Annotated in this window: 28 protein-coding genes and 1 tRNA gene; 17 read left to right on the top strand and 12 right to left on the bottom strand. The window is 41.4% G+C overall.

The genetic code is table 11. From position 1 onward, the window contains the following. Nucleotides 1–31: 31 nt before the first annotated feature. From BUE31_RS13190 to BUE31_RS13180, 3 genes are all read right to left on the bottom strand, one after another. Nucleotides 32–517, bottom strand: coding sequence for a peptide deformylase (locus BUE31_RS13190; protein WP_073404127.1), 486 nt, complete (start codon nucleotides 515–517; stop codon nucleotides 32–34). 412 nt (nucleotides 518–929) lie between these two features. Then, nucleotides 930–1,517, bottom strand: a complete 588-nt coding sequence (locus tag BUE31_RS13185) for a DUF4142 domain-containing protein (RefSeq protein WP_073404125.1) — start codon at nucleotides 1,515–1,517, stop codon at nucleotides 930–932. An 85-nt stretch (nucleotides 1,518–1,602) separates the two neighbouring features. Then, nucleotides 1,603–2,250: a YceH family protein gene (locus BUE31_RS13180; protein WP_073404123.1), complete on the bottom strand. Its 648-nt coding sequence runs from the start codon at nucleotides 2,248–2,250 to the stop codon at nucleotides 1,603–1,605. A 270-nt stretch (nucleotides 2,251–2,520) separates the two neighbouring features. On the opposite strand from BUE31_RS13180, the gene BUE31_RS13175 reads away from it, so the two are divergent. Then, the gene (locus BUE31_RS13175; protein WP_073404121.1) at nucleotides 2,521–3,357 is read left to right on the top strand and encodes an MBL fold metallo-hydrolase; all 837 of its coding nucleotides are present in this window, start codon (nucleotides 2,521–2,523) and stop codon (nucleotides 3,355–3,357) included. A gap of 158 nt (nucleotides 3,358–3,515) precedes the next feature. Here BUE31_RS13175 and BUE31_RS13170 read toward each other — a convergent pair whose 3' ends face one another. Beyond that, nucleotides 3,516–4,184, bottom strand: a complete 669-nt coding sequence (locus BUE31_RS13170; RefSeq protein ID WP_073404119.1) for a FadR/GntR family transcriptional regulator — start codon at nucleotides 4,182–4,184, stop codon at nucleotides 3,516–3,518. Between the two features lie 240 nt (nucleotides 4,185–4,424). Between BUE31_RS13170 and BUE31_RS13165 the strand changes: the two genes are divergently transcribed. Together BUE31_RS13165 and BUE31_RS13160 are read left to right on the top strand one after the other, a co-directional pair. Beyond that, entirely contained in the window at nucleotides 4,425–5,330 is a 906-nt protein-coding gene (locus BUE31_RS13165; RefSeq protein ID WP_073404117.1) for a metallophosphoesterase family protein, read from the top strand. Between the two features lie 141 nt (nucleotides 5,331–5,471). Further along, complete coding sequence (locus BUE31_RS13160; protein WP_073404115.1) at nucleotides 5,472–5,675, top strand: YtxH domain-containing protein; 204 nt, start codon at nucleotides 5,472–5,474, stop codon at nucleotides 5,673–5,675. A gap of 35 nt (nucleotides 5,676–5,710) precedes the next feature. Here the strand turns inward: BUE31_RS13160 and BUE31_RS13155 are convergent, their stop codons facing one another. Next, on the bottom strand, nucleotides 5,711–6,427 hold the full coding sequence (locus BUE31_RS13155; RefSeq protein ID WP_073404113.1) for a DUF2071 domain-containing protein: 717 nt from the start codon (nucleotides 6,425–6,427) through the stop codon (nucleotides 5,711–5,713). Nucleotides 6,428–6,528: 101 nt separating this feature from the next. Between BUE31_RS13155 and BUE31_RS13150 the strand changes: the two genes are divergently transcribed. The 4 genes from BUE31_RS13150 (at nucleotide 6,529) to tsaA (ending at nucleotide 9,933) form a co-directional block, all read left to right on the top strand. Next, complete coding sequence (locus BUE31_RS13150) at nucleotides 6,529–8,109, top strand: hypothetical protein (RefSeq protein ID WP_143167108.1); 1,581 nt, start codon at nucleotides 6,529–6,531, stop codon at nucleotides 8,107–8,109. Nucleotides 8,110–8,205: 96 nt separating this feature from the next. After that, nucleotides 8,206–8,733: a DinB family protein gene (locus BUE31_RS13145; protein WP_073404109.1), complete on the top strand. Its 528-nt coding sequence runs from the start codon at nucleotides 8,206–8,208 to the stop codon at nucleotides 8,731–8,733. 208 nt (nucleotides 8,734–8,941) lie between these two features. Continuing rightward, a complete protein-coding gene (locus tag BUE31_RS13140) occupies nucleotides 8,942–9,403 on the top strand; it encodes a carboxymuconolactone decarboxylase family protein (protein WP_073404107.1) in 462 nt (153 codons plus the stop codon). A gap of 131 nt (nucleotides 9,404–9,534) precedes the next feature. Then, entirely contained in the window at nucleotides 9,535–9,933 is a 399-nt protein-coding gene (tsaA, locus tag BUE31_RS13135; protein ID WP_073404105.1) for a tRNA (N6-threonylcarbamoyladenosine(37)-N6)-methyltransferase TrmO, read from the top strand. 65 nt (nucleotides 9,934–9,998) lie between these two features. Here the strand turns inward: tsaA and BUE31_RS13130 are convergent, their stop codons facing one another. Both BUE31_RS13130 and BUE31_RS13125 read right to left on the bottom strand, forming a co-directional pair. Beyond that, entirely contained in the window at nucleotides 9,999–10,400 is a 402-nt protein-coding gene (locus BUE31_RS13130) for a nuclear transport factor 2 family protein (protein WP_073404103.1), read from the bottom strand. A 36-nt stretch (nucleotides 10,401–10,436) separates the two neighbouring features. Beyond that, entirely contained in the window at nucleotides 10,437–10,937 is a 501-nt protein-coding gene (locus BUE31_RS13125) for a hypothetical protein (protein WP_073404101.1), read from the bottom strand. A 170-nt stretch (nucleotides 10,938–11,107) separates the two neighbouring features. On the opposite strand from BUE31_RS13125, the gene BUE31_RS13120 reads away from it, so the two are divergent. From BUE31_RS13120 to BUE31_RS13110, 3 genes are all read left to right on the top strand, one after another. Further along, on the top strand, nucleotides 11,108–11,647 hold the full coding sequence (locus tag BUE31_RS13120) for a TetR/AcrR family transcriptional regulator (protein ID WP_073404099.1): 540 nt from the start codon (nucleotides 11,108–11,110) through the stop codon (nucleotides 11,645–11,647). A 13-nt stretch (nucleotides 11,648–11,660) separates the two neighbouring features. After that, entirely contained in the window at nucleotides 11,661–12,521 is an 861-nt protein-coding gene (locus tag BUE31_RS13115; RefSeq protein ID WP_073404097.1) for a helix-turn-helix domain-containing protein, read from the top strand. A gap of 96 nt (nucleotides 12,522–12,617) precedes the next feature. Continuing rightward, nucleotides 12,618–13,412, top strand: a complete 795-nt coding sequence (locus tag BUE31_RS13110; RefSeq protein WP_073404095.1) for an alpha/beta hydrolase — start codon at nucleotides 12,618–12,620, stop codon at nucleotides 13,410–13,412. A gap of 69 nt (nucleotides 13,413–13,481) precedes the next feature. On the opposite strand, the gene BUE31_RS13105 is transcribed toward BUE31_RS13110, so the two are convergent. Further along, nucleotides 13,482–14,261 (bottom strand): CHAD domain-containing protein, encoded by a 780-nt coding sequence (locus BUE31_RS13105; RefSeq protein ID WP_073404093.1) that lies wholly within the window; start codon nucleotides 14,259–14,261, stop codon nucleotides 13,482–13,484. Nucleotides 14,262–14,489: 228 nt separating this feature from the next. Here BUE31_RS13105 and BUE31_RS13100 point away from each other — a divergent pair, with 228 nt between their 5' ends. Next, complete coding sequence (locus BUE31_RS13100; RefSeq protein ID WP_073404322.1) at nucleotides 14,490–16,034, top strand: glycoside hydrolase; 1,545 nt, start codon at nucleotides 14,490–14,492, stop codon at nucleotides 16,032–16,034. Nucleotides 16,035–16,198: 164 nt separating this feature from the next. Here BUE31_RS13100 and BUE31_RS13095 read toward each other — a convergent pair whose 3' ends face one another. Next, complete coding sequence (locus tag BUE31_RS13095; RefSeq protein ID WP_073404091.1) at nucleotides 16,199–17,179, bottom strand: GlxA family transcriptional regulator; 981 nt, start codon at nucleotides 17,177–17,179, stop codon at nucleotides 16,199–16,201. 220 nt (nucleotides 17,180–17,399) lie between these two features. On the opposite strand from BUE31_RS13095, the gene BUE31_RS13090 reads away from it, so the two are divergent. From BUE31_RS13090 to BUE31_RS13080, 3 genes are read left to right on the top strand one after another with little or no spacing between them, the layout of a single operon-like run. Continuing rightward, nucleotides 17,400–17,813 (top strand): VOC family protein, encoded by a 414-nt coding sequence (locus BUE31_RS13090; RefSeq protein ID WP_073404089.1) that lies wholly within the window; start codon nucleotides 17,400–17,402, stop codon nucleotides 17,811–17,813. 58 nt (nucleotides 17,814–17,871) lie between these two features. Continuing rightward, nucleotides 17,872–18,492, top strand: a complete 621-nt coding sequence (locus BUE31_RS13085) for a YdeI/OmpD-associated family protein (protein WP_073404087.1) — start codon at nucleotides 17,872–17,874, stop codon at nucleotides 18,490–18,492. Between the two features lie 24 nt (nucleotides 18,493–18,516). Further along, nucleotides 18,517–18,939 carry a VOC family protein gene (locus BUE31_RS13080; protein ID WP_073404085.1) on the top strand — a complete coding sequence of 141 codons (423 nt, stop codon included), beginning with the start codon at nucleotides 18,517–18,519 and terminating at the stop codon, nucleotides 18,937–18,939. A 392-nt stretch (nucleotides 18,940–19,331) separates the two neighbouring features. Here BUE31_RS13080 and BUE31_RS31570 read toward each other — a convergent pair whose 3' ends face one another. Next, the gene (locus tag BUE31_RS31570; protein ID WP_255376661.1) at nucleotides 19,332–19,466 is read right to left on the bottom strand and encodes a hypothetical protein; all 135 of its coding nucleotides are present in this window, start codon (nucleotides 19,464–19,466) and stop codon (nucleotides 19,332–19,334) included. On the opposite strand from BUE31_RS31570, the gene BUE31_RS13075 reads away from it, so the two are divergent. Then, on the top strand, nucleotides 19,467–20,252 hold the full coding sequence (locus BUE31_RS13075) for a helix-turn-helix transcriptional regulator (protein WP_159440680.1): 786 nt from the start codon (nucleotides 19,467–19,469) through the stop codon (nucleotides 20,250–20,252). It abuts the gene before it with no gap. A 92-nt stretch (nucleotides 20,253–20,344) separates the two neighbouring features. Continuing rightward, nucleotides 20,345–20,755 carry a DoxX family protein gene (locus BUE31_RS13070; protein WP_073404081.1) on the top strand — a complete coding sequence of 137 codons (411 nt, stop codon included), beginning with the start codon at nucleotides 20,345–20,347 and terminating at the stop codon, nucleotides 20,753–20,755. A 107-nt stretch (nucleotides 20,756–20,862) separates the two neighbouring features. On the opposite strand, the gene BUE31_RS13065 is transcribed toward BUE31_RS13070, so the two are convergent. After that, nucleotides 20,863–20,936 (bottom strand) — tRNA-Pro (locus BUE31_RS13065). Between the two features lie 904 nt (nucleotides 20,937–21,840). Here BUE31_RS13065 and BUE31_RS13060 point away from each other — a divergent pair. Beyond that, nucleotides 21,841–22,542, top strand: a complete 702-nt coding sequence (locus tag BUE31_RS13060; RefSeq protein WP_234997810.1) for a hypothetical protein — start codon at nucleotides 21,841–21,843, stop codon at nucleotides 22,540–22,542. Between the two features lie 131 nt (nucleotides 22,543–22,673). Here the strand turns inward: BUE31_RS13060 and BUE31_RS13055 are convergent, their stop codons facing one another. Further along, nucleotides 22,674–23,609 (bottom strand): hypothetical protein, encoded by a 936-nt coding sequence (locus BUE31_RS13055; RefSeq protein ID WP_073404077.1) that lies wholly within the window; start codon nucleotides 23,607–23,609, stop codon nucleotides 22,674–22,676. Between the last annotated feature and the right edge of the window lie 286 nt (nucleotides 23,610–23,895).

The raw sequence follows: 23,895 nt of genomic DNA, 5'->3' as shown, positions 1-23,895 counted from the left end.
TTAAAGATAGAATAAATATAGTAAGGTATAATTAGCTCCTCCACCTGAAAGATCTTTCATCAATAGCCCGCATGGTACAAAGAATGCCGTTTAAATGATCATATTCATGTTGTAAAAGTTCAGACAGGGCGCCCTCCATTTTCCAATCATGCGGCTCCCAGTTCTCATCCAGGTAATTTATGGTTAATGACTGATGCCTTTTTACTTTCACCAGCAAATTGGGGAAACTCATGCAATCATCCCAAAGCTCAAACAGTTCATCGCTTAAGCCGCTTAGTTGCGGGTTTATAAATATAACCGGCCGGTCAATATTCATATAGATCAGCCTTTTCATTATGCCCAGCTGCGGCGCGGCAATGGCCCGGCCAAAATTATATTTCAGCCTTATCTCCTTCATTACGTTATCCATATCGGCAACCCAGTTTTTAACAAGGGGCAATTCTGTTTTTAAAACAGCTTCGCAGGTTTCGTATAAACGGGGATCGCCCAATAAAAGGAGGTCGTTAAGGGTTTTCATAATATATATCGATGGTTCTGAACTAAAGCTATTTCAAGCATCCAATCACTTCAACAAATATATTGGAATTTAAAAACAGCAATCAATATCTTAAAACAGGGCATAAAAAAACAGGGCTTCTTTTTAAAGAAACCCTGCCCGGTGGGATTAGCTGAAATAACACTAATTAAGTATGTTTTGTGCCCCTGTACTTATCCGTGTCCCCACCAAACTTATGAAGCGGCTAGCGCTTTTTTGTAAACCTCTATAACAAAAATAACACATCAAAAGTTATCAGGGTTATACAACTCCGTACAAGATGATACAATTTGGTTCACAGTGTTTATGAGTGGAAATTGCTGGCCAGGGGCCGTAAAAAAAGGGGGGAACAGGTATAATACCCATTCCCCCACAGCAGCGAGTTTCGCTAATATTATTTCATACTATCGTGGATCTTATTGATCGCATCGAGGTGTGTTTGTACAACAGGTGCGGTTTTGGCGGCAAATGCTTTTAAGTCAGCATCCTTGCAATCTTTGGCGGCCATCTGCATTAAATCGAGCGTTTTTTTATGCCCGTCAACCATGGCATCAACATAAGCCTTGTCAAAATCTTTACCTGATAATTTTGAAAGGTCATCCAGTTTCTTTTGATGATCGGCATCAGGAGCGGCAGGAAGCGTAATGTTTTTTGTTTTGGCAATAGCCGCAAGCTCATCGTTTACTTTGGTATGGTCTGTAACCATCATGTCGGCAAAGCTTTTAACATGGGCATTGGTGGCTTTTGTTTGGGCCAGCTTGCCTAAAGCAACTTCGGCCAGGCCTCCGTTAGCGGCATCCGTAGCAAATTTAGCATCATCTGCCGTTACCGCTATGCCGCCTGTAGCAGCAGCATTAGTGGTAGTATCCTTGGTTTTGTTTAAGCTGTCGGCGTTTGCTTTAGCGTCTTTTGGAGTGGTGTTACAACCCTGCAATGCATAGGCTGCAAGTGCGATCATGATCGCATAACTTAACTTCTTCATAGGTATATAGTTTGTGTGTTAATAGCAACAAATTATACGCCCACAAAGTTTTAACTAATAAATAATATTTGATCGTTTTAAAACTTTAGCTTAACTCTTTCATCAACTTATCAAAAGCTTCCCTTAGTTCTGCAAGCTCGGTTTCCAGCTTTACTATGCGTGCTTCAAGGCCGCTTTTGCCTGCGGGCGCATCATCATTAAAATCGTCATCGTTTATTTCGGGGATTCCGCATAATAAGTGGGCATACCGTACTTCTTTTTGTCCGGGCCGACGGGGCAGCTGCATTAAAAACGGCATTTCAGCGCTACTTAGCCTTTCCAGTTTTTCCTGCACCTCTTCTATTGATTCAAACTCATACATCCGGCCCGAGTTGGTGTTTATTTCCCCCGGTGTTTGTGGTCCGCGCAACATTAACAGGCAAATAATGGCAACCTCAGCGGGCAACACAGGAAATACAATAGCAAAATTATGCTTGTATTTTACACTGCGGATAGAGCCGCCTGTAGCAGTTGATATTAATCCGCGCCTTTTAAGGGTGTTTAATGCCTGGGCAACCGTATCCTCATCATAATTAACAACCGGCCTGCGCGACGTTTTCTGATTACAGGCCAGGGTAAGGCTGTTAATGGTCATGGGGTAATAATCGGGCGTGGTTTTGCTTTTTTCCATTAATACGCCAAGCACACGAAGTTCCTCAGCATCAAGTACAGGTAAAGTTATTGGTGAGTCCATGGGAGTAAAGATATATTTTTGATTTCGGATGTCGGATGTTCGATTTCGGAATTTGTTTCAATGCGGAAGTCGGAATGCCGATTGCGGAATGGGTTGAATTTCGGATTTTTTGAGTGCGGAAGCCGGAATGTAGATGGCGGAATGGATGGGTTCGCTCAAAATCAATTCGTTAATTCTGCAATTTGCGGTCAAGCCAATCACTAATTCAACCTTAATAATTCCGAAATCGAACATCCGACATCCGAAATAATCACGTTACTTTGTAATTATATGTCGCTGTTCATCGCATCATTAAATTCCGGAAGTAACGGTAATTGCTATTACGTGGGTAATGAGCAGGAGGCTGTATTGATTGATGCCGGGATCTCCTGCCGCGAAACGGAAAAACGCATGCTGCGGCTGGGCCTATCCATGCAAAAAGTAAAAGCTATTTTTGTATCGCATGAGCATTCCGACCATATCAACGGCATTCCGGTAATCGCCAAAAAATACCGCCTGCCGGTTTATATTACGCCCCCAACGTTGCAAAGGGGTGGCTTAAGGCTGGATAATGAGCTGGTTATTTCTTTTGGTGCATTTGAAACAGTTATCATAGGCGGGCTGCATGTCACCGCATTCCCTAAACAGCATGATGCCAGCAACCCGCACAGCTTTTTAATTACCTGCCGTGATATCAAGGTAGGCGTATTTACTGATATCGGGATTGTTTGCGAAAATCTCATCCATCATTTTAGTCAGTGCCATGCGGCTTTCCTGGAGGCTAATTATGATGATGAAATGCTTGATAAGGGCGGCTATCCTTACCATTTAAAACGGCGCATCCGCGGGGGACATGGCCATTTATCAAACAAGCAGGCCCTTGAGCTTTTTACAACCCATAAACCCGTGTTTATGACCCATTTGTTGTTATCACACCTATCCAAAAACAATAACGACCCACAATTGGTGCAGGAGTTGTTTGATAGCTGTGCTGATGGCGTAAATATTATTGTGGCTTCGCGATATGCAGAAACGGAAGTTTATTATATCGGGCACACGGCTGCTGCTTCTTCAGCTACACAAAGCCGGGTTGTTGAATTTAAATCGCAGCAGATCTCGTTGTTTTAAATTACGCTGCACGTTATTATCATTATCGCAGGGCGGTGCCCTGCGCTGATGGATTAGGCCCTTTCAGGGCCGGAAAAATGAAAATACCAAGCCCTGAAAGGGCGAAATATAATAGCACTGGGCATCGCCCTGTGATTGTGGAAAGCGGCATAAAACCTTTATTTGATTATTTGCCCGGTAATTTTTGCGCTCCAGTACCAAGCCATTTTGGGGTCTTCGCGCAGTACGCTGTCAAGTAATTTATGGTGATTATCCGGCGCGTTTTTAAAAAAAGTGGTATCCGGATGTGCAATCAGCAGGTCGTTTTTTAGTTGCACGGCAAATTGTTTGTATAGGTCGGCAAGGATATCGTTTTTTGAAGCCTCGGCCAGTGCAATATAAAAGCTAACATGGGCATCAATACAATCCTCAATCAAATTATCATGGGCGGCCTTTGTTCGTCTTTTTAAAAAATGCTCCAGTTTTGAAATGTCATTACCGGTACGGTTCATTGCAGCCTTCTCGGCAATTTTCATTTCCAGGATCTCGCGCACCTCATCAATGTTTTTTGCTGAGGCCCGTTTTAAACGCTGACCGAGCGGCTCGTTTATGCCAGAGCTATCCTCAACAAAAGTGCCTATTCCCTGCTGAACCCGCAGAAAGCCCGAATTCACTAAAATTTTAACGGCTTCTCTGATGGTTGACCGGCCAACGCCAAAAGCTTTCATCAATTCTGCTTCAACCGGCAACTTCTGATTTATCTTATAGGTTCCTTTAAGTATGCGTTCCTGTAATTTGGCAGCCACTTCATCGGCTAATGATTTGCGTGTTATAAGGGTTGGGCTCATCGTATCATCTGATGAATGTAAATATACGGTATGGTTTGCCGTATAGCAATAGTTATGCAATTATGTTTATGTTAATTTTTCGGGAAGAAAAATTAAACCAGTGTAGCGTCAATCATGAATTGACTCAAGACTACTCTTCGCGCCATAAAAATTCAAAAGACCAGCATTTTTATTCATATAAAGCTCATTCAAATTTTACTTTGTATCCCTACTTTCGCGTTACTATAAAGACGTTCTGTTATGCAAAGAAGATCACTCCTGAAAAACCTTGGCGGACTATTGCTGATCCCCGCCCTGCCTTTTAAAAGCACAGCTGCCGACATAAAGCCCGTTTTACGCGTGGCTCACCTTACCGATATCCATTTAAAAGATAAATGGGATGCGCCTGCGCGTTTTGTAAAATGCCTGCACCATGTACAGCAACAAAAAGGCGTCGACTTTATACTGAATGGCGGCGATGTGGTTTTTGATATGAATAAGGAGAACATGGATACCATAAATACACAATGGAATTTATGGCATAAAACCATAAAAGCAGATTCCAGTATACCCATGCATTATGTTTTGGGCAATCATGATATCTGGTGGAATGAGAATGATAAGGAGCAAGCCATCTATGGTAAAAAATATTCCATGGACCAGCTGCTGCTTACCACACCCTATTACAGCTTTATAAAAAATGGCTGGAAATTTATTATGCTGGATAGTGTTCACCTTGATATTGACGGCACCTGGTACATTGGTAAGTTGGGAGATGAGCAGTTCAGCTGGCTGGAGAATGAGCTAAAGACTACGCCAGCTACGATGCCGGTTTGTGTGTTATCGCATATCCCTATCCTTTCGGCAACCTTAATGGTTGATGATATTGCAGCCGGGAGCAATAAATGGGAGATCCTTGGCGGGGATATGCACACCGATACCGCTAAAATAATTGACCTGTTTTACCGGCATCAAAACGTAAAACTGTGCCTGAGTGGCCATATTCACCTGCGCGATAAGGTGGTTTACAACAACGTAACCTATATATGCAACGGCGCGGTAAGCGGTGCCTGGTGGGAAGGCAATAAACGCGAAACAGCTCCCGGCTATGGTTTAATAGATTTTTATGCCGATGGAAGTTTTAGCGAGCAATATGTGAATTATTGAGGGGCATAAACACATGGCAGACCTTTGTTTAGCCTCATTTTATAAAAACCCTTACAACTTCTACAACCCTTACAACATATTCCAACTCACATCAACAAAACATTCTTTCCCTAATCCCGTTCTATTAAAAAACTTAAAATCATGAGCATATTAAAATTCATTATAGTTGGTGCTGCCGTAGGATTCGGGATTAATTACATCACCAAAAAGAACGCGGATGGCCGCTCAATAATTGACGACCTTACAGAAAATGCCCCGGATTGGTTCGATAAGGCTAAGCAATATGCCGAAGATGCGCTTAACCAGGTAAGTAAAACCGCCCGGGAAGCCAAAGCTAATTTTTAACGTCATCCCCGCATGGGTGCTTTGTTATTTAGGTATTAACAACGTGTTTTATTTAAAACTGACGACCACTCATGCGGTATATTTTCCATAAGCAAGGCATTATCAAACTTAACTGACCCTGCTGGAAATAGCTGTTCATTTTCAAAATAGCTGGATTTCACATTGCTTACTTCAAGAGGTTTAACCACCCATTTATCTGTTTTGAGCAATAATCCCTCATACTGGTTTCGGTTAGGTGAATATCCGGTAGCGCCTGCTTTAAAAAAATCCGAAGCTGTATTAAGATCTTTAAATATTGACTGGTCCCCAAACGTTTCTTTTATAGTAGCATCAATACTAATGATGGTACCATCAGTGCTTGTAAATGCTACATGATAATTGCCATTAGCCTCACTTACATCAAATTTTGCCCGGTAATGTTTGCCTGGAAATATTCTTCCGCCCGTTATTGTATTAAATAATGAAGAGGTATCTCTTCTGGGAATATAAACGCCTTCTTTCAGCTGTCCATCCTCTTCCCATTCAACTGCAAACCGGTGGGCTCCATTTTCAGACCCCACACCTGTAAACGCAGGTAGCCCCTTGGGCCTAACATGCTTTAACCTGATCAGGCAAATTCCTGCTATTGCTTTTCCGTTAACAATTTTAGGTTTAAAAGGAGATGGTACAACAGCTTTTGCAATCTCAGGATCTACTGTGAAGTTAACTAAGATACGCCTGTCTATTATTCCTGTTATAGTGGGGATTTTCATACTTAGAACTAAAGTAGTTTAATAAGCTTATATATCATAAAAACTAAATCCCATTAAAAGGCGTTCTAACTGTACATCCCACATGAAATAACAACACTTTAATGAACTTTTCCGCTTTATTTACCCCGAAGGCCAACCGTAGATCCCTATTAAAATTATTGCTGATCGTTTTATTGAGCTTCCCTGTTCTTGTAATTGCCAAAGGCTTTAAATTCAAGATAAAGAACACTGCCAAAACAAACGTAGCTGTGTTTTATAAGATTAGCGAAAAATCAGGAAAGTTTAAATTAAGGGCTTTGCTAAAGCTAAAGCCCGGCGAAGAAAAAATAAAAGAAGTTGCGGTTAGCAAAGGTGATACGATCGCCTTTTATGGGCAGGATGCTGAGGACCAAACTTCGCTCACCATAAAAAAGGATTTTGCTTTACTTGATCAAAACAAGGATCAGCTATTATACATCCCTATTATAATCCCAGAAAAGGAAACCTCAAACTTTGAATCGCTGGAGGGGTTGAGCGTAAAGCTTGAGCACAATAAGGTATTGAATTTTTTGTTGAAGATGGACTCAACATCAATGAGCAGCCTTTCAATGCTGGAGAAAAACTTTCAGAATGTTTACCCCCTTGGCACTTTCATTTTTGTTGATGTAAAATCAAACCGGCTGTTGCTGCCCCCGCTTGAGCCCTCTTTTTGGAACAGCAGTGAAAATTACCTTACGATACAGGACAGCTTATATGCAATGGTAAATAAAGACCGCCGCGGAATGGCCAGCGCTCAGGTGGCCTACTTTGTGGCAAAAATGTTCGACTCGCTAAGGGTAAACAACACCGCTGAGCTTGAATTTAAAGCAAAGCTTTCATTAATCCGGTGGAAACCTACGCCTACGGCCAATATTTACCAGGTTTTTAATGATAAGGCTGTGGAAACCTTTTTGCAGAACTGCTACGCCCAGATTGATAGCCCCGACCAGGAGTACCAACGCTACCGGCTTTACTTTCTATCCTCCTATGAACGGATTGATGACCTGGAGATCTACGGAAAACAATATTACAATTTTGGGAACGAAGCCGATCTGTCATTAAGTACCCCGGCAGAAGTTTTTAGTACCAACCTGGGGGTAATGTACACCAAAAATAAAACGCTGAGCAATTATTATTCGGTTCAAAACGCGGTTTTGCGTACCAAAGCGTATGATTTTACGTCGCTGTTATTTAACAGTTTCAAAAAAAATACCAGGAACCAGATCATTGCCAATACCCGTGCCGATCAGCATAAAATTATAGCTGCCGTGGTTGATGAATACAAAAGCCTGGTAGCCTATAACCCCGATCCTGTAAAGCTAACCCTGCAGGCGCTTGATCCAAAAGATGCCGAGCCTTCTATAGTACCTATTCAAACTACGGTAAACAACCTGTCGCCGTATACTAATATGGCCCAGGATACATCTAAAGCCCCTGCGGCCGTAGACCACAACTATAAAATTGATGCTTATAATAACAAGGTAAAGTTCTTTAATTCGCATTTAAAAGAGATCAACAGCTTGCTTAAAGAGCTGGACCAAACCGATAATGACCTGGATAAACTTTCACAAAACAACCCCGATAAAGCCTTTAGTACCACCTCCAACTCGGCCGGATTGCTGAAAGAAATTGAAGTGAACAGCCAGATTGTGCGAAAAGAGTGAGCTGATTTCTTAATTTTTATTTTTTTAAATTTACTGCTGACATAGGGCTGTCACTGGCCTGCCTTTTCTTTGTATAAAGATCAAAACAAAACCACAATGAAACAGCAAGAATCAACCATCCAAACAAGTGTATCGCCTATTGTTTATTTAATGAAAAACTATGCCGGCTATAATCTTTGGGCAAATGCAACCCTTGTAAACTGGCTGCGCACCAAACCGGCTGATGTTTTAGCACAGGAAGTGCCATCAAGCTTCACAACTATAAAAGCAACCATTGTACATATTTGGAACACACAGCGGTACTGGTTATCAACCATACAAAGAACCGAACCGGAAAATGTTGGCGAATTTAACGGCACATTGGAAGACGCCTTTAAAAGCCTTGTTGAACATTCTGATGAGTTTGCAGATTATATTGAATCAATGACCGACCAGCAAATCGAAGAAAACAATATGGTTATTAACCCATGGTTTCAATGCGATTTTCAGAATTTTGAATACATTATGCAGGTTCTGAACCATAGCACCTACCACCGCGGACAAATTATAACCATGGGCCGCAGCCTTGGTTTTACCGATGCCCCTAATACCGATTATAATTTTTATAATATCCATGGCCGGTAACCCTGGTACCCCATATTGAATAGAAAAAGCTACCGGTGATGGTGGCTTTTTTTATTTAAAGAAACGGCTTTCCGGCTCGCGCATAGGATTATTATAAAGAAATAATAAAGCTTTAAAACTCTCCAATTTTTTTTCTTTCCCTGTCCCATTTCTTTCACCCAATTCGTCATTGGGGTATAATTCAATAAATAACTAAAATAAAAACAAAATGGAACAGAGAATTAATGTTTTCGAAAAAGGTCAAAACGCAATGAAAGCGCTTTATGGTTTAGGGGTTTATCTTGCTAAATCGCCAATAGAACAGCATCTTTTAGAGTTAATTTATTTCAGGGTATCGCAAATAAACGGCTGTGCCTTTTGTTTGGATATGCACTCAAAGGACATGCTTGCAAAAGGCGAAAGCGAACAGCGCCTTTTTGTGCTGGACGCCTGGAGAGAAGCTCCTTTTTACACTAAACGCGAGCGTGCCGCACTGGCCTGGGCCGAAGCCGTTACCAAAATAACAGGCGGTAATGTTCCCAACGAGGTTTATGACGAAGCACGCAAACAGTTTTCAGAAGAGGAACTAATTGACCTTACCCTGGCGGTTATAACCATTAACAGCTACAACCGGATCAATATTGCCTTTCCTCCGGTTGTTGGCACTTACAAGGTTGGCGCATTTGCATAATTGTTAAAACAAGGTTAATCAACTGGCATATAGCCCGATATAAAATGTTATTGAGTTAAGAAAAACATATTTTTTAACCCGATAACATTTTATTTTTCAACTTTAGATCCCTTATAAAAAATAATAAACGGATGGAACCAGCAATAAAATTTATAGGCAAAATTCAATCAGCATTAAAAAATATTGAAGATTGCCCTTTACAAGGCGCTGAAAATGCCCCTGAAGTCACTATAATAATTTCCCCGGAATTTATTGAAGGCATTAAAGACCTGGCCGCCGGTCAGGAAGTGTTGCTATTAACCTGGCTCCACCTGGCCGACAGAACGGTTATTAAATGTTATCCCTGGCATAATTATGATGCGCCGTTTATGGGCGTATTTTCAACCCGGTCTCCTGATCGGCCAAACCCAATAGGCGTTCATCCGGTAAAGATCCTTTCGGTGTCAGCCAACGGTATAATAAAGGTTTCGGGGCTTGAAGCGCTTGATCAAACACCGGTAATTGATATTAAACCGGTATTAAAAAAATAAAGAGGGATGTGCCAGGTGGTTCAACACCCGGCTCCCCCCTTTAGTTTTTCCGTCTTCAATTGTAATTAAATATCCGTTTCAGAAAAAGCTTTTGCGGTGGCAGCTGTATCAAGAGCCTCACGTAACAGCTTTATTTTGCCATTTTCTGCCACCAGGCGCCCCATATAAAGCTGGTGAATCTCTTTCCCGGTTGATACAACGGTTGTTGTTACCTCGTATTCCCCAAAAACCTGGTCGGCTGTTTCCATAAAGATCTTCACGTTGTGAAATTTAAAGTCTGCAAAAATTGATAAAACGTTTTCCAGGAATTTCCTGATCTCTTCAGGCCCTTCTGCTCTTGGTTGAAAGCCAAGTGTGGCCAAATAAGGCAATTCAAGCGCGCCGTCTTCAGCAAACAATGCAGCAGCCTGCCCGGCATCCTGAACATTATCCAGGTATGCCTTTAATAGTTCTAATGGTGTTTTCATTTTTTTTGATGATAATAATGTGAAATAATATTTCCCTCAGGCATTCTTTTCGGCATAGTGCTTTTTAGTGATCAGGGAAATGGGCAAACCTACCAATACCATGTGCCAGATAATGCTTACCGCTGCCAATCCCGGGTCAAAAGACGACTTTTGAATATTGGATGCCGGGATAACCAGCAAATTCATCACTAAAAAGATCCCAAGGCCGAAGAGGAGGCCCGATAAAACCGGCCGGGCACTTAAAAATTTGATTTTAGGAAAAGCAAAGAAATAAATGACTGCTAAAACATAAGCCACTACAAAATGGAAAAAGATCCCGGCTATAACTGTTGATGTGCCACCGGTAAAAGCAGCTGCACCATATGCTCCGCTGGCAATCCATTGCATTACCTGGGGAGGGGTTAATTTGTACCAGGTATGCAAAACTATAATAGCTGCTATACCGTCTAAAATGCCGGCTACCAAGCCGGACCAAAGAATTGTTTTAAAACCTGCTGCAGGTTTTGCGGATTCGATTGTTTGATTTTCTGTTGACATGATTAAAAGTTTATTTGTTTTAAAATACTACCGACCGGTCTGTTATATAAGATCGAAAGTATTGCTGAAAAACCGGACTTCTATTTACACTGTGTCATATTCAGGCATTTGCTTTATAAGCACAACCTACAGACTTGTAGGTTTTATGATTATACCCTTATATTCGTTATATGAAAAAGAGCAAGGCACGGGATAAGATTGTTGAAACGGCGTCGAGGCTGTTTTACCAGCAGGGCTGTGTTGCTACGGGAATAAACCAGATAATAAAAGAATCGGGTGTTGCCAAAACCACTCTTTATGAACATTTTCATTCAAAAGAGGACCTGCTGGTTGAATACCTGACCAACATAAGCGATGAAACCGATGGCTGGCTTAAAGCGGAAGTGGATAAGTTTAATAGCCCCAAAGAAAAAGTAATGGCCTTATTTGATTTCCTGGCTGTACTTTCATCACGTGCTGATTATTGTGGTTGCAGTTTTTTGAATATGGTTTCAGACATCCCATTTGATAGTGGCAGGGCAAACGCAATTATTAAAAAACAAAAAGATAACGTAAGGGCATTGTTTGCCGAAATCCTGAAGCCCATGAAAAAAGAACAACTCGCTGATGAATTATATATGCTTTTTGATGGCGCATTAATTACTAATAAGGTGCATGGCGGGGCCTGGCCCGTACAAACTGCTAAAAATATTGCTGAGAAACTAATATAACTTTCGCTCGCTGATGAAACTAACAATTACAGATCAAAAAACCGGGGGCGATTTGCTGCTTTTTAGCGGCGAACAAAACTTCGACCGTCTTTTTTATTCGCGCGATAAGGAAAAGAAATACTTTACCATAGCCTGGAACCACGGTGAAAAGCAAACCATAACCATTGATGGTGTGGCGCATAATTTTATGCCGCATACCATTATCCCGCTCATGTTCAACCAGTCGTTTTATTTTGAACGCGCTGCTGATGTTGTGGCCTGGCAGTTTAACCGGGAGTTTTATTGCATTATTGATCATGATGCCGAAGTAAGTTGCGTAGGCTTTTTATTTGGCATGGGCGACCAGCTGTTCATCAGTCTTGATGATCCGGCGCAATATAAACTGAAGCTGCTGCTTAACGTTTTTATTGAAGAGCTAAACACCCGTGATAATATTCAAAACGACATGCTGATCATGCTGTTAAAACGGCTTATTATTACCATAACCCGGCTGGCAAGATCAAAATATATCCCCGACCCCAAACTGCAGGATCAACGGCTGGACGTGTTCCGCAAGTTTAATATTTTTGTTGAGCGTAATTTCCACACAGAGCATTCTGTAAACTATTATGCCCGGCTTTTAAATAAGTCGCCAAAAACATTATCCAACATTTTTTCGCTGTATAATAGCAAAACGCCATTGCAGGTTATCCAGGAGCGGATAATAATAGAAGCTAAACGGCTGCTTTACTATACAGGTAAATCGGTTAAGCAAATTACCTATGAGCTGGGCTTTGAGGACCCCGCCTACTTTAGTAACTTCTTCAAGAAACATACCTCGTTATCTCCTTTAGAATTCAGAAGCAGCAAGGAAACTGTACTTGATGGGAAATAATTACAACTCTTCGGGAAGTATGTCCATTATTGGGCGGTAGCTTAAGGGGCATCTTTGTATCGTTGATTCAAACATAAAACATCAACATCCAAACAAATGAAAACCTCAGCATTAAAAAACACATTAAGAAGCGGCTTGTTAGCCGTAGTAATTGCAACAGCAGCCATATTTGGTTCAGTTTCAAAAACACAGGCGCAAACCGTTAAAAATATAGTATTGGTGCATGGCGCCTTTGCAGACGGCTCGGGATGGAAAGCCCTTTATTCCATACTTACTAAAAAAGGCTACCATGTAACAATTGTTCAGAATCCATTAAGCTCATTGGAAGATGATGCAGCAGCAACCAAAGTTGTACTAGACAACCAGGACGGACCAACAATACTGGTAGGCCATTCATGGGGCGGCGTTGTAATTACTGAAGCAGGAAATCACCCTAAAGTTGCCGGTCTTGTTTATGTAGCTGCATTTCAGCCTGACAATGCCGAAACTGCCCTGCAATGGTTCCAGACTGCTCCTCCGGCACCTGAAAATGGTGTTTTGCCTCCAAACGATAAAGGCATAGTTTATTATGACAAAGCCAAATTTCACGCAGGTTTTGCCGGCGACCTTAGCGTTGAAGAAGCAGATTTTATGTACGCATCACAAGGCGCTTTTGCTGCCAAATGTTTTGTAAGCCCTATTACCCACGCCGCATGGAGAGATAAACCCGCTTATGGTATTGTAGCTACAGAAGATAAAAGCATAAACCCTGAGATTGAACGCGCTATGTACAAACGTTCAAACACAAAAGTTACCGAGATAAAAGGAAGCCACGTAGTGTTTATGTCGCAACCGGAAGCAGTTGCCAAAGTAATTATCGCCGCTGCCGAAAACGCATCAAAAGGTAAATAAGTTCCTGATTTGTATTGTTTGAAGTCCGCATGCCTGTTGAGGTGTGCGGATTTTTTGCATTCATCGCTTTTAGCTTAGCTGTTCAACCGGCAGATCAACAACCGTTGTTGCCTGGTTAAAAAAGTCTTTTGTAAGGGAGGTGATATTTCTTTTTAGTTTTGCCCCTTGTTTTTTTAACCCAGTCACCATTGCTTTATCTCCCTGATAAAGTTCTATTGCCAGCGCGTTATCATGCCAGTCGCCAATTACTGTTTGCACCTGGTGCATATAATTAATATTAAATCCAATAGCCAGGCCAGAACGGATCAGCTTATGGTTGTACATTAAGTTTTTAACCTGTTTCCGGCAGTCATGCAACTCCTCATTAAATTTAAGGTTTGTTAAAGTACCTGATATTTGCTGCAACACATTTTGATAAAACAGGCTGATGTGAACATCACTTATCGCCCTTATTTCTCCTTTAATGGTTTCATGAGTATCCTTTATTTTTTTAAGGTATTTAACCCTCATTGATTTAAACTTACTGGTGGCATCTATCTGCAACTGACATTGGCTGCTTATAAAAGCATTATTACCTGTTTGGTATTCCTTTGCCAATTCCTGGTTCATAAAAGCATTCCGGATTTCGCCGGCCTCTTTAAAGATCTTTTTCACAGGTTTAAAATACAGCGCCAAACTGGGCTGATGACCTGCACTGTCTGACAAGATCAAAAAGGCGCGCAGTTTTTTAACCTGCACCCTGAAACGGTGCAGGTCCTCCTGGTCTTCTTTTTTGAAAAAAGCTATAAGGCTGCTTTTCATGCCTTTCCACTCTTTATCAAAATATTTCCTTTCCTCTCTTTTTTTCATGCCGGGTTAAGATTAAAACACTATTGCTTAAATTAAGTTTTTGAGGTTACATTTAGTACTTCTAAAACAACATATCATTTGCAGATGGGGGTATTATTATTTAAAGTTTTGTTAAACTTTCTGTTTTCAAAATAATATGTACTTTGGTTGATAGTTTACCGGCTGTGGTAAACATAAGCTATGAAAAGAGGGGGGCAAAAGCGCCTTCTTGTAATTTTTTCCTGTACAATGATATCGAACCTTTCATTTAAAAAAATCCTTCCGGCTGTTTTACCGCTAATGCTGTCTGCTATATTCTCAATGGGCCAGGAAAAAACAATTACGGTAAACATCGATCTTTTAAAAACCCATCAAACCATAAATAATTTTGGCGCATCCGATGCATGGTCGTGCCAGTTTATAGGGAAATGGCCCGATGAAAAAAGAAATAAAATTGCCGACCTGCTTTTTAGCAGCGATACCCTGGCTAATGGATCACCTAAAGGGATTGCTTTATCGCTATGGCGTTTCAATATTGGCGCCGGCAGCACAGAACAGGGAGCGCAAAGTGGCATTAAGGACGAATGGCGCCGGGCGGAATCATTTTTAAACACAGACGGCAGCTATAACTGGCAGAAGCAAGCCGGACAAATCTGGTTTTTAAAGGCTGCCAAACAACGCGGAGTAAGTCAGTTTTTGGGCTTCAATAATAGTCCGCCGGTACAGTTTACTGTAAATGGCAAGGCTTATGCCAGTGGTGGGAAAACAAATATCGCTGCCGATAAATACAATGCATTTGCCGCTTACCTGGCCGATGTTGTAAAAGGTGTTGAGCGGGTAAGTAGGGTGCGATTTAATTATATAAGCCCGGTTAATGAACCGCAATGGGGCTGGAGTGATGGCGGACAGGAAGGCTGCCCTTATACCAATAATGAAATTGCTGGCCTGGTACGAAGCATTAACACCACGTTTGTTAAAGCGCATATCAAATCTCAAATATTGGTAGCGGAGGCCGGGAGCATTAATTACCTGTTAGCTGCAAGTGATAAACCGGACAAAAGCAACCAGGTAAATGATTTTTTTAAACCGGGTTCGCACAATTATATCGGCGATCTGCAAAATGTAAGCAAAACAATTTCCGCGCACAGTTATTTTACCACATCGCCAATTACAGCCGCCATAAAAACGCGCAATGCACTTGCTGAGCGCATTACTGCCATCCCGGGCTTGTGTTTCTGGCAATCGGAATATTGTATTTTAGGGGATAACGCGGGCGAGATAAATGGCGATAAACGCGACCTTGGCATTAATGCCGCCCTGTACCTGGCTAAGGTTATCCATACTGATCTTACAGCTGCAAATGCCTCCGCATGGCAATGGTGGACCGCAATATCTGCCTACGATTATAAAGACGGGCTGATTTACGTTGATAAAAATAAAACGGATGGTAATTATTATGCCAGCAAAATGCTCTGGGCAATGGGCAACTACAGCCGCTTCGTAAAGCCCGGCGCCATAAGGGTTGATGCAGATGCCACCGGCGGACAGGATTTAAAAAGCCCGTTGCTTGTTTCGGCATTTAAAAACGGGAAAGATCTCACCACCATCATTATAAATAATAACACTGATGACACATTTATCCATTTAAACATCAGCAACGGAAAAGTTGGGTTTATACGGGCCTACACTACCTCGCAAACTGCTGATTTGGAACCAGGAAAAATCACAGTTGTTAAAAGTTCAATGTTGATCCCGGCGCGCTCGGTAACTACATTGAAGGGGGTAATTGAATGAGAGTATTAACAGTTTGAGCGTTCAAAAAAGCACGTCATGCCGAATTTATTTCGGCACCCCACAGGACATGCCCGCATGCTTAGTGTACACTAAGTGTATGGGTAAAGTCCGAAGAACTCCTATGGAGGAATTAAACCCTTCTTTGCTTACTCAAAAATAAAATCTCAATCAGGGGTGGCCATCTTATTATACTTATTCCTGTATTCAACAGGGGTTAGCCCGGTTAATTTTTTAAACATCGCCCTGAATGCTTTGGTGTCTGTGTAACCAATATCATACATTACTTCATTAATATTTTTACGGCTGTTTTCAAACTGGCGTTTGGCAGCTTCTATCTTCACCCTGAGGATGTATTCTAATACTGAATTATTGGTAGCCAACTTAAATCTTCTTTCAAAACTTCTTCTCCCTACGGCAGCCATATCAGCCAGTTCATCAATAGAAATTTTTTCCTGGGTATGCTGTTCAATATACTCCTGTGCTTTTTTTATGCTTTCATCACCATGATTTTTCTGACCCATAAACATCGCAAAAACCGCCTGGCTGTCCCGGTCAATATCCACAGCAAAATATTTAGAGGCAAGAACGGCAGTTGCCCTGTCGGTATATTTTTCTAATAAATGCAATAGCAAAGTCCAGTAAGAATTAGCGCCGCCGCTGGAATAGATCCGATGTTCCTCCGTAATAATACTTCCGTCAACCACTTCTACCTCCGGAAACATTTGCCTGAATTCATTTTGAAAGCCCCAGTGGGTTGAGCATTTTTTTCCGTTCAATAGTCCTGTAGAGGCTAACAAAAAAGCACCTACGCAAAGTGATGCTACCTCAGCACCGTTTTCATATTGTTCATTGATCCAGGGCAGCAGTGTTTGGTTTTTTGATATGGCTGCTTGCATATCGCCAAACAATGCGGGGATTAAAACCAGGTCAGTCTTCACTACGTCCTTCAATTGCTTATCGGTATGCACAGAAAATAATCCGTTATTTAATTTCACATCTTTTTTTGCCCCCACTAATTCCACATGGAATAATGGAGCCTTGCCCGCTGCCACCAGGAACTGGTTAGCAGCAGAAAAAAGATACTGTGGGTCGGCAATGGCCTGCATTACTGATGATTCCGGAACCAGGATGCTTACGTTTTTCATTGGAGTGATTATTCGATTTTAATGGTAATGAAGCTATCATGAGCTTACTTATTCCTGTTTTTGAATGGCGGCTCATGATGCTTTCACGCAATAAAGGTAAAAACATTTCTGTCGTAAAATACCCTTTATTTGGCACAGACCTACAGCACCTGTTTTTGTTTTTCCTGCCATCTTTGTGTTGTCAATATATTTATAACACAACAATTTAAAAATTAAAATTATGGCATCTCAGCTATTTATCAATTTAGCAGTAAAAGATCTAACAAAATCATTGGACTTTTACACCCAGGTAGGATTTACAAACAATCCGCAATTTTCAGACGACACCACTAAATGTATGGTGTGGAGCGAACACATTTTTGTAATGATCATGACCCACGAAAAGTTTAAAACTTTTGTAACTAAACCCATTGCAGACACAAAGAATAATGTTGCCGGATTATTTGCACTATCAGTAGAAAGCCTTGATAAGGTAAATGAATTCGCTGATAAAGGGGTAGCGGCCGGAGGTGTTGAACCCGTGCCATTTATAGATTATGGCTTTATGCAAAAAAGGAACATAGAAGATCCTGACGGACATACCTGGGAGATCTTTTACATGGACATGAGTAAATTTCCGACAGAGCAGGCGTAAAAAGATCCAATTATATATCAACTAAAATATTTGCAAAATCCACCAAATTCTAAATAAAATGCCACAATTAAATCCACAATTCGATGATTATATCGCTAAATCGGCAGATTTTGCAAAGCCAATCCTTGAATATTTGCGTAAAATAATTCACGAAACATGCCCGGGAGTTGAAGAGATAATGAAATGGGGGCTTCCGCATTTCGATTACAAAGGCGATATGATGTGCATCCTTGCGGCATATAAAAAACATTGCTCATTCAGCCTTTATAAAGCGGAGCTAATGAGCAACCCAAAGCTGAAGGAAAACGCCAAACCAGGGCAAACTATGGGAAATATGGATAAGCTCACCTCTTTATCTGATTTACCCGAAAAGGCTGTTTTGGTTGCTTATATAAAAGAAGCCATGGTTTTAAATGAAACCGGGGTGAAAAAAACAAAGCCCAAAGCTGAAAAATCTGAGAAGCCACAAGTAATTGAGGTGCCCGATTATTTTAGTGAAAAGCTGGCAACAAATCCGGCGGCGAAAGAAATTTTCGAAAACAAATCCCAATCCTTTCGCAAAGACTATTTGATTTGGATAACAGGTGCAAAAACAGAAGCTACGCGCCAAAATAGAATGGAACAATCGTTAGAATGGATAGCCGAAGGAAAAGGCAGGTTTTGGCAATATGAGAAGTAATTTAATATAAGCTATTTGTAAAAGATGAGCACGATCAATTCATACCTTACATTCAGCGGCAATTGCCGGGAGGCCATGACATTTTATCAGCAATGCCTGGGGGGCGAGTTGGTTTTTCAAACCATTGGAGAATCCCCATTATCTGAAAAGATGCCAAAAAAAATGAAAGACTTTATCCTGCAGGCTACCCTTACTAAGGGCAGCCTGCTATTGGTAGGTTCTGATATGGTGCCGGAAACAGGATTGATCAGGGGGAATGCGGTCTCTCTTGTTTTGAATTCCGGGAACGAAAAAGAACTCAAAAGCTGCTTTAAAAAACTATCGACAGGCGGGCAGGTAACGCACCCCTTACAGAAAAACTTTTGGGGTGCGGTATTTGGCGGCCTTACCGATAAGTTTGGGAATTATTGGTTGCTTAATTGCCACAAAGATCAGTATACTGATTGAAAACCGGGCCGTTGCTGCGATGTGAAACAATGGCATTTGACCATGTGCCTGCAGGGGCAATCGCTTTTAGAATTTCTAACACCATTTATTTCACAGGCCTGCGACCTGTGCTGTTGGATGTCGCCCTTTCAGGGCTTAATATTTTTGGTTTTATTCACATTTTCAAGCCCTGAAAGGGCGAAACACCTCAGCGCAGGTCGAAGGTCTGCGCGAGAAGGCGTACGAAGTATACTAACAAAATCTGATAGTTAGTCATCGCAGTTTTCTAATCAATTTTTGGTCCTGCTATTTTTTAAAGCGATTGCCCCGTATGTGCCTAATCTTCGAATCAAAGCAATAAATTCTTCCTGCTTTTTAAACTGCCAAAAAAAGTATAATTTACTGTCCCCAAATCATGCAATATGTACTTCACCAGCCTGCCAGACCATAACAGCCCTGACTTTGACGAGCCCGGGCATTTCAGCAAATTCCAGCGCCAAAATATCATATTCAATGCCATCTCTAACAAAAGCCATTGCGATCGCCATGTGGGTTGTCTTTCTATCAAAACGGTATCTGGCGGCGAAGAGTGGTATGGCATAGGCCACCGCCGGTTAGCAGTCAGGCCAGGACAATTACTCATCCTCAACAACGATCAGGAATATTCCTGCAGGATAGATACAGCAGGGCAGGTACGGGTTCAATCCGTCTTCTTCAGGAAGGAGTTTGCCTCCGCCGTATTCCACGATGCTGTTTGTAAAGAGGAGGCTTTACTTGACAATCCCTTTGACAAGCCGGCCCGCCCACTTGAATTCTTCCAGGCGCTTGACCATATCGATCCTATATTGGAGAAAGATCTGAAGGGGTTGATGAACGAGCTGGATGAAAATGGCTACGATGGCGATATGGTGGATGAGCGCCTGTTCTTCCTGTTGCAGCATTTGATCCGGGTACACAAAACGGAGACGGATCGTACAATCCGCGTGGATGCGATCAAACGGTCTACAAAAACGGAGATCTTTAAACGCCTCTGCATCGCCAGGGATCTCCTGCATTCATCCTTTATGAACAAGCCGGATCTTTCCTTAATCAGTAATACCGCCTGTTTATCCACTCCTCAGCTAATCCGGCAATTCAAGACGGTGTTCCGCATAACGCCTCATCAATATCTCGTCCAGGTAAGGCTTTCCCATGCCGCAAGGTTATTGCAACATACATCCACGCCCGTACATGAGATCACCTGGAGATGCGGGTTTGAAGATTCAAGCGCATTCTGCAGGGCATTCAGGGTTGCATACGGCGTTTCACCGCTTCATTACAGGGCAGCCGGTTAGTTAAAATTGAGCATTTCTGCACATGTCCCTTTCTATTTCGGAAGCTATCTTCGTTCCACATAATTTTTATATCAATAAACCGAAAAGATTGTATGGCACAAAATTGGCTCATCACCCCCTCAACCCGTTCAGACCGTAGCCTGGATATTGTTCGCATCGTTGTAGCGCTTGTCCTGAGTGTACATTCCATCTATAGAATAATCGCAGGAGATGTCACTGGTTTTGGGGAATACCTTGGTTCTATTGGCTTCCCGCTGGGTGTAGCGCTCGCCTGGCTTATTACCCTTTCCACACTTGCGTCCAGCGTTGCACTTATCATCCGCCGCATGGTTGTCCCCGCCTGCATTTGTCATATGATCGTTCTTTTCATGGGGATCCTGCTTGATCATATGCATGATGGCTGGTTTGTTGTGGGCGGCGGGAGAAACGGCATGGAATACAGCGTCGTTCTTATTGCCTGCCTGTTCGCTATCCTGTGGTCATACTGGCCTAAAAAACAATAGAGCAACTTCAGGAATCGCATCATTATTCCGACCTTCCCGGTCCTATCGGGACGCGATACCATAAAAAAGTCTCAGGACTTTCGACTTGAGACTTTTTGACTAATCCGTCGGGATGAGAAGATTCGAACTTCCGACCTCCAGCACCCCATGCTGGCGCGATACCGGGCTACGCTACATCCCGAAAGGGTTACAAATATATATTATCCGGCAGAAATTCCTAAAAATTCGTGCAACTTCTTATTTAGTGCTAAACGCCGCTAACTCCTATTGTTTAGCTACGATGATAATTACTTCTTTGTCTAGGATAACGCCGTTCCAGGCGTTCCATTTTTATGCGGAACACCCGGAACGTTGTGAAACACGTTGATTATTAGAATATTATATTTTTAACACTTGTAATTTATTCATAATCAACATGTTCCATTCTTGAGTTGCTTAAAATTGATGGTTCTGCGTGTTTTAGCTGAACCTATGGCAGCACTTTATGATCCGCTGGTTTACACTTTTCACTAGTGCAATACCGGAAAAGCGTTCCATTTTTACACGTGGAACACCCGGAACGCTGTGAAAGATGCTGATTATCAATGTGTTGATATTTTATAAAAGACAAAACTTAAGTAAGTAGCTGATAATCATAGCCTCTGTTTTTGTACTTTTTAATAATTGACTTCGCTTAAATTAGAAGTTGACGTTTAAGTAAAAGCCTTTATCAAATCTATTTTTATTTAATAGCTTCCATAATGCCAATTGATATTACCGCATTTATTTTTAGTTTTCCACCAATCCCGATTCTTATCATACGGGGTGGTATGCCCATTCATTCGTGCATAAGTTTCCCCATTAAATCCCCAATGGTAAAATATTAATATTGCTTATACAGGGTTAAACAACTGGTATTCTTTTTGATAAGTAATTGCCTGAAAACATTTTTATTAGCTTAAGAAAACAATTACCTAAACATCTACATGAAAACTTCACCTAAAATTATCCTGGCTTTGTTAGTTGGTGCGACGTGCCTGTACATATCGTGCAAAAAAAGTGAGACTGTATCTACTCAAAATAAAGCAGCGATTAATACTACCGATATGAGCAAACAGATTGCGTTAGGTCTTTATCACTCATTATCGGGCGGGGTAAGCGCATCCAATAATTTAAAAACAAATCAAGCCCATGGCGGCCTTACAACAATGGACAATGACCATGGATGCGGCGAAGTGGTTACTACACCAACCAACAACACCGTTGTAAGCGGCGATACCACCCGCAATTATGTGGGCAATTCTATATTTACTTATATGTGCAATGGATACCTTCACAATAACTATAATATAGATGCCTATACCTTGTCTGATACTTTGAAAACTACCGAAACCGGCACCGGCTTTGCCAACAGTTATTACCTTACCCTAAATTATGTGGTAAAAACAACGGATGTTCAGTACATTTATGTTACCGTTGGCGGTACAACCAGTAACTCATCACATATCTCGAAACTTAGTGGAGGGGCTACTACAGAATACCACGACTTGGCAACCAGCTATCAATTGCATGATATTGCTACTAAACGTACTGCCGGAAACCCTGTGTTTGTGTTGGGAAGAGCAGACTTTAGTACCACGAAAGCTGATAAAGATGCAACCACAAGCATTGACGGCAACACTAGCTATTATAGTGGGTATATCTTGTTTTTACCAGATAATACAGCAAAGGTGTACTTTAAAAATAATGATGGTTCTTATAAAGGTTATTTAATTAACTTCCTTACAGGCGCAGTTACTGCCCTTTAAGAAGCTAACTTTCTAAAAAAGTGTAATTTTTGCGATTTGCTATGGGGCTACGTTACATCCCGAAAGAGCCACATATATTTATGAGGTGATTTTCAAGAATATCCGGTAGGTAAGTTTAAATATTTTGTTTGTCAGTTTTTATGATTCAGGTTGTTTTGGTTTTTTTTCAGGTCATCAATTTGCTTTTGCAGGGATTGAAAGAGAGTCGTTTGCTGTTCTAATACTTTAATTTGCTTGTCTTTCTCAATCAAATAAAGCGTTAACTCTTCCACTTTTTGCATCAATACCTTGTTCATTTCTCCCAGGTTAAGGCCGTTCTTTTCAACTTCGGCTGCTGATGGCACATCAGGTAAATGGTGGTTTTTATCAATATAGGTTTTTACTTCTGTTAAAGAGGGTAATTGATAGGTTGGCTTAAAAACAAAATCAGGCCAGTTGGCATAAGCTTTAACCGTCATTGAAGTTGCTATTGCTGTGCCGTTTACTGCAAATGTATAGCCCTTAGTGTCAGTTGTAGCGATCCCTACATTGCCACCACCAAAGTAATAATTGCTGGCAAAAAAGCCGAGGGGAGTGTAACCCGAGTTTGCATCATTAAGGCAAACGATACCCGATAGACCGGGATAACCACCGTTTAAATTAGCCGCAAACTGTACGTGTTGATTAGTTGTAAGTTTAATATCCAGTGGCGTAAGAGGGGCTGTTGTGCCAATGCCAACATTCCCGGTTTGATCAACTGTCATAAAACTGGCCCATGTGCCGTTATTATCTATACTGCCAAACTGCACATTTCTATCAATTGCGTTACCTGCGTTTGAACGAATGCGTATTGCCCCTCCATTTGCAGGTCCATGAATAAAATATGCTGTTACGTCTGCTGCAAATGTTAAATCTCCATTTAATCTCTGAGCTCCATTTACATCAAGTTTTGCAACAGGACTGGTTGTTCCAATACCTACGTTACCGCTATTGGTGTTATTAATATTGGGTGTGGTGTTTGTCCATTGTGCTTTACAGGTTATTGCGAATGCTAAAAATACGATGGTTGTGATTAGAAAGGTTTTCATTCTATAATGGATTTTTGAGTTATTAATGAGGTTGGATATGGTAAATTTGAGTATAGGTGGAGCAATAGCACTTTGCTATTGTTATGTTACAGGAGATTATTTGTTTCACGATAAGGTTATTGTAAATAGTGCTTCTATAAGCAATAATTAATGTCTACTTCGATTATATTTCTACTACAATTATACAATAAAAACGCAGTTTTCAAATATGATTATACTGTTAAAAAAGATACTACGATTATCTTCCTGGAGATTGCGGCAAGTAACATTAAAGGTCTGCGAGCCG

Origin of the sequence: Mucilaginibacter sp. OK098, from assembly GCF_900142915.1 — a bacterium.
Lineage (GTDB): Bacteria > Bacteroidota > Bacteroidia > Sphingobacteriales > Sphingobacteriaceae > Mucilaginibacter.
The sequence above is the reverse complement of the archived record's forward strand: the minus strand, read 5'-3'. Positions and strand labels throughout refer to the sequence as shown.

What these genes read in the sequence shown, in the direction of transcription:
- BUE31_RS13120 (WP_073404099.1), top strand. Translation starts at nt 11,108, where the DNA reads ATGAAAAAGAGCAAGGCACGGGATAAGATTGTTGAAACGGCGTCGAGG.
- BUE31_RS13165 (WP_073404117.1), top strand. Translation starts at nt 4,425, where the DNA reads ATGCAAAGAAGATCACTCCTGAAAAACCTTGGCGGACTATTGCTGATC.
- BUE31_RS31570 (WP_255376661.1), bottom strand. Translation starts at nt 19,466, where the DNA reads ATGGCGATCGCAATGGCTTTTGTTAGAGATGGCATTGAATATGATATT.
- BUE31_RS13155 (WP_073404113.1), bottom strand. Translation starts at nt 6,427, where the DNA reads ATGAAAATCCCCACTATAACAGGAATAATAGACAGGCGTATCTTAGTT.
- BUE31_RS13090 (WP_073404089.1), top strand. Translation starts at nt 17,400, where the DNA reads ATGGCATCTCAGCTATTTATCAATTTAGCAGTAAAAGATCTAACAAAA.
- BUE31_RS13085 (WP_073404087.1), top strand. Translation starts at nt 17,872, where the DNA reads ATGCCACAATTAAATCCACAATTCGATGATTATATCGCTAAATCGGCA.
- BUE31_RS13130 (WP_073404103.1), bottom strand. Translation starts at nt 10,400, where the DNA reads ATGAAAACACCATTAGAACTATTAAAGGCATACCTGGATAATGTTCAG.
- BUE31_RS13140 (WP_073404107.1), top strand. Translation starts at nt 8,942, where the DNA reads ATGGAACAGAGAATTAATGTTTTCGAAAAAGGTCAAAACGCAATGAAA.
- BUE31_RS13105 (WP_073404093.1), bottom strand. Translation starts at nt 14,261, where the DNA reads ATGAAAAAAAGAGAGGAAAGGAAATATTTTGATAAAGAGTGGAAAGGC.
- BUE31_RS13185 (WP_073404125.1), bottom strand. Translation starts at nt 1,517, where the DNA reads ATGAAGAAGTTAAGTTATGCGATCATGATCGCACTTGCAGCCTATGCA.
- BUE31_RS13175 (WP_073404121.1), top strand. Translation starts at nt 2,521, where the DNA reads ATGTCGCTGTTCATCGCATCATTAAATTCCGGAAGTAACGGTAATTGC.
- BUE31_RS13100 (WP_073404322.1), top strand. Translation starts at nt 14,490, where the DNA reads ATGATATCGAACCTTTCATTTAAAAAAATCCTTCCGGCTGTTTTACCG.
- BUE31_RS13125 (WP_073404101.1), bottom strand. Translation starts at nt 10,937, where the DNA reads ATGTCAACAGAAAATCAAACAATCGAATCCGCAAAACCTGCAGCAGGT.
- BUE31_RS13080 (WP_073404085.1), top strand. Translation starts at nt 18,517, where the DNA reads ATGAGCACGATCAATTCATACCTTACATTCAGCGGCAATTGCCGGGAG.
- BUE31_RS13055 (WP_073404077.1), bottom strand. Translation starts at nt 23,609, where the DNA reads ATGAAAACCTTTCTAATCACAACCATCGTATTTTTAGCATTCGCAATA.
- BUE31_RS13095 (WP_073404091.1), bottom strand. Translation starts at nt 17,179, where the DNA reads ATGAAAAACGTAAGCATCCTGGTTCCGGAATCATCAGTAATGCAGGCC.
- BUE31_RS13170 (WP_073404119.1), bottom strand. Translation starts at nt 4,184, where the DNA reads ATGAGCCCAACCCTTATAACACGCAAATCATTAGCCGATGAAGTGGCT.
- BUE31_RS13150 (WP_143167108.1), top strand. Translation starts at nt 6,529, where the DNA reads ATGAACTTTTCCGCTTTATTTACCCCGAAGGCCAACCGTAGATCCCTA.
- BUE31_RS13180 (WP_073404123.1), bottom strand. Translation starts at nt 2,250, where the DNA reads ATGGACTCACCAATAACTTTACCTGTACTTGATGCTGAGGAACTTCGT.
- BUE31_RS13190 (WP_073404127.1), bottom strand. Translation starts at nt 517, where the DNA reads ATGAAAACCCTTAACGACCTCCTTTTATTGGGCGATCCCCGTTTATAC.
- BUE31_RS13145 (WP_073404109.1), top strand. Translation starts at nt 8,206, where the DNA reads ATGAAACAGCAAGAATCAACCATCCAAACAAGTGTATCGCCTATTGTT.
- tsaA (WP_073404105.1), top strand. Translation starts at nt 9,535, where the DNA reads ATGGAACCAGCAATAAAATTTATAGGCAAAATTCAATCAGCATTAAAA.
- BUE31_RS13070 (WP_073404081.1), top strand. Translation starts at nt 20,345, where the DNA reads ATGGCACAAAATTGGCTCATCACCCCCTCAACCCGTTCAGACCGTAGC.
- BUE31_RS13160 (WP_073404115.1), top strand. Translation starts at nt 5,472, where the DNA reads ATGAGCATATTAAAATTCATTATAGTTGGTGCTGCCGTAGGATTCGGG.
- BUE31_RS13115 (WP_073404097.1), top strand. Translation starts at nt 11,661, where the DNA reads ATGAAACTAACAATTACAGATCAAAAAACCGGGGGCGATTTGCTGCTT.
- BUE31_RS13060 (WP_234997810.1), top strand. Translation starts at nt 21,841, where the DNA reads ATGAGCAAACAGATTGCGTTAGGTCTTTATCACTCATTATCGGGCGGG.
- BUE31_RS13110 (WP_073404095.1), top strand. Translation starts at nt 12,618, where the DNA reads ATGAAAACCTCAGCATTAAAAAACACATTAAGAAGCGGCTTGTTAGCC.